Origin of the sequence: uncultured Nevskia sp., assembly GCF_903885465.1 — a bacterium.
In the GTDB taxonomy this organism is placed as follows: domain Bacteria; phylum Pseudomonadota; class Gammaproteobacteria; order Nevskiales; family Nevskiaceae; genus Nevskia.
Genome location: NZ_CAISIQ010000547.1, coordinates 1 through 3,640, shown reverse-complemented (window position 1 = coordinate 3,640; position 3,640 = coordinate 1). Strand labels below are relative to the sequence as shown.

Here is a 3,640-nt window from a genome sequence, read left to right as displayed (position 1 = left end):
CTGCCGCTCGGCGTTCGCGCGCTGGTCGGTCTGACACTTGATTACATGAACCAACCTAGGAGCAAATCATGAAAGCCATCTGGAACGGGCAGGTCATCGCCGAAAGCAGCGACACCGTGGTCGTCGAAGGCAACCATTATTTTCCGGCCGACTCGATCAAGCGCGATTATCTTGCCGATAGCGCTACCCATACGGTTTGCGGCTGGAAAGGCACGGCCTCGTACTACTCGCTGAACGTCGACGGCGCGGCAAACAGGGACGCGGTCTGGTACTACCCGGAGCCGAAAGAGGCGGCCGCGGAAATCAAGGGCAGAGTCGCGTTCTGGAAGGGCGTCAAGGTCGAAGCCTGAGTCACCCGGTCGCTGTGCTGCGCAAGGGGCGAGGCGCCGGTTCGAATGAGGAAGGCCGCTTCGAATCGCGCTCGGTCGAAAAGATTGATGACGGCTGGCAGCTGGACGAAGAACCGCTGCCGGTTTTCGAGACCATCGTCCGGCCGGTGCAGGCGAAATCGATCCTGACGCGCAACAGCTCGCCAGACCTCGGTTTCGATCAGACGATCAATCCCTACCACGGCTGCGAACACGGTTGCATCTACTGTTTCGCGCGGCCCAGCCACGGTTATCTGAACCTGTCGGCCGGGCTCGATTTCGAGACCCGGCTGTTCTACAAGGCCAATGCGGCGGAAGCGCTGGAAGCGGAACTGCGGCGCAAATCCTACAAGCCGATCATGACCATGCTCGGTGCCAATACCGACTGCTACCAGCCGATCGAGCGCGAGCACCGCGTCACCCGCAGCATCCTCGAAGTGCTGGCGCGCTTCCGGCATCCAATCGGCATCATCACCAAGGGCATCCTGATCGAGCGCGATCTCGATCTGCTCGCCGATCTGGCCAAGGACAGGCTGGTGACTGTCGGCGTCACCTTGACCACGCTCGATCCGGCGCTGAAACGAACACTCGAACCGCGGGCTGCTTCGCCGGACGCAAGGTTGCGGGTGATGCGCAAGTTGGCCGATATCGGCGTGCCGGTGCGGGTGATGTTCTCGCCGGTGATCCCGTTCGTTAACGATGCCGAGCTGGAACAGGTGCTCGAAGCCGGACGTGATGCTGGAGCGACGTCGGCCAGTTATGTGCTGCTGCGACTGCCGTTCGAGGTCAAGGCGCTTTTTCGGGACTGGCTCGATGCCCATGTGCCGCTGAAAGCCGAACACGTGATGAGCCTGGTCCAGCAGATGCGCGGCGGCAAGGATTACGACGCTAGTTTCGGCACGCGGATGAAAGGCGAGGGCGCCTTTGCCGACCTGATTGCGCAGCGCTACCGGCTGGCGACGCGCAAGTTGGGTCTGGATCGGCCTCGTTTCGAGCCTGATTGCAGCCTTTTCCGGGTACCGGAAGAGGGCGGACAAAGCGCATTTGCGTTCTGATCGAAGCAAGTTGGACGCCGATGCTGTCCGGATTCGATGGACTCCATACGGTGCAGTCCGTAAAATGGCGTCTTAATCCTGCGAGGGGGGCCAACCATCAAAAGTCCGGCCCCCCTTCGCGTGTGCGCGACAGGAGAACAACCTTAGCCATTACAAGGACCTCAGCCGCCAACATGCTCCAAACGACTCCGGCCCTTCTCGCGCTCGCCGACGGCAGTACCTTTCACGGCGTATCCATAGGCATCGAAGGTTCCACGGTCGGCGAAGTGGTTTTCAACACCGCCATGACCGGTTACCAGGAAATCCTCACCGATCCTTCGTACCGCGAACAGATCGTCACGCTGACCTATCCCCACATTGGCAACGTCGGCGTCAATCCCGAGGACAACGAATCCGATAAGACCCAGCTCGCCGGGTTGATCATTCGTGAAGTGCCTCGCCCAGCCAGCAATTTCCGCTCTACCCAGAACTTCAGCGACTACCTGCGCGAGCAGAACGTAGTCGCGATCGCCGGCATCGATACCCGCCGCCTGACCCGCCTCCTGCGCGACAAAGGGGCGCAGAACGGTTGCATCGTCGCCGGCCACATCGACGAGAAGGCCGCGATCAAGCAGGCGCAGGCCTGGCCCGGTCTGAAGGGCATGGACCTCGCGAAGGTGGTGAGCACCGCAGCGTCTTACGCCTGGACGCGCGGTTCCTGGGAACTGAAGACCAATGCCGAACCGGAAATCACCGGCGGCACGCGCCATGTCGTGGTCTACGACTTCGGCATCAAGCGCAACATGCTGCGCATGCTGGTCGATCGCGGTTGCAGGGTCACGGTCGTGCCGGCCCAGTCGACTGCTGCCGATGTGCTCAAGCTGAAGCCGGACGGCGTGATGCTGTCCAACGGACCGGGCGATCCGGAACCCTGTGAGTACGCGATTGCCGCGACTCGCGAATTCCTTGCGATGAAGCTGCCGACTTTCGGTATCTGCCTCGGCCACCAGATTCTCGGCCTCGCGGCCGGAGCGAAAACCCTGAAGATGAAGTTCGGCCATCACGGCGCCAATCACCCGGTGCAGGATCTTGAAACCAGCCGCGTGCTGATCACCAGCCAGAATCATGGCTTCGCGGTCGACGAAGCCACGCTGCCAGCGAATGCGGTGGTCACCCATCGCTCGCTATTCGACGGCTCGAACCAAGGCCTGCGTCTGACCGACGCACCGGCCTTCAGCTTCCAGGGTCACCCGGAGGCCAGCCCCGGGCCACATGACGTCAGCTATCTGTTCGATCGCTTCGTCACCCTGATCGATGCTTCGAAGGAGAGTGCCCGTGGCTAAGCGCACCGACCTGAAGTCCATCCTGATCATTGGTGCGGGCCCGATCGTCATCGGCCAGGCCTGCGAGTTCGATTACTCCGGCGCCCAGGCCTGCAAGGCGCTGCGTGCCGAGGGTTATCGAGTCGTCCTGGTCAATTCGAACCCGGCGACGATCATGACCGACCCGGAAATGGCCGATGCCACTTACATCGAGCCGATCCGCTGGCAGACCGTCGCCGCGATCATCGAGAAGGAGCGTCCGGATGCGGTGCTGCCGACGATGGGCGGCCAGACCGCGCTGAACTGTGCGCTGGACCTGGCCCGCGAAGGCATCCTGGAAAAATTCAACTGCGAACTGATCGGCGCCAACGCGCATGCGATCGATCTCGCCGAAGATCGCCAGAAATTCCGTGACGCGATGACCGAGATCAACCTCGGCTCGGCACGTTCCGGTGTTGCTCATTCGATGGACGAGGCGCGGACGATCCAGACCACGATCGGCTATCCGGTGATCATCCGCCCAAGCTTCACGCTCGGCGGCTCCGGTGGCGGTATTGCCTACAACGTCGAGGAATTCGAGGAAATCGTCACCCGCGGTCTCGACCTGTCGCCGACGACTGAAGTGCTGATCGAAGAATCTCTGCTCGGCTGGAAGGAGTACGAGATGGAAGTGGTCCGGGATCGCCTGGACAACTGCATCATCGTCTGCTCGATCGAGAATCTTGATCCGATGGGCGTGCACACCGGTGACTCGATCACCGTCGCGCCGGCCCAGACCTTGACCGACAAGGACTACCAGATCATGCGCAACGCGAGCATCGCGGTGCTGCGCAAGCTCGGCGTCGACACCGGCGGCTCGCACGTGCAGTTCGCGATCAATCCCGAAGACGGCCGGATGCTCGTCATCGAGATGAAT

At 61.7% G+C, this 3,640-nt stretch carries 3 protein-coding genes and 1 pseudogene; all 4 read left to right on the top strand.

What is annotated here, in order from left to right; all coding sequences use genetic code 11:
- Positions 1–68 precede the first annotated feature (68 nt).
- Positions 69–350, top strand: coding sequence for a DUF427 domain-containing protein (locus QZY06_RS21135; protein ID WP_295687984.1), 282 nt, complete (start codon positions 69–71; stop codon positions 348–350).
- Positions 351–364: 14 nt separating this feature from the next.
- Positions 365–1,423 (top strand): PA0069 family radical SAM protein, encoded by a 1,059-nt coding sequence (locus QZY06_RS21130; RefSeq protein WP_295687982.1) that lies wholly within the window; start codon positions 365–367, stop codon positions 1,421–1,423.
- Positions 1,424–1,596: 173 nt separating this feature from the next.
- On the top strand, positions 1,597–2,745 hold the full coding sequence (carA, locus tag QZY06_RS21125) for a glutamine-hydrolyzing carbamoyl-phosphate synthase small subunit (RefSeq protein ID WP_295687979.1): 1,149 nt from the start codon (positions 1,597–1,599) through the stop codon (positions 2,743–2,745).
- Positions 2,738–3,640 (top strand): annotated as a pseudogene (carB, locus tag QZY06_RS21120) (carbamoyl phosphate synthase large subunit); the annotation flags it as partial. The gene carA and the pseudogene carB, both read left to right, overlap by 8 nt.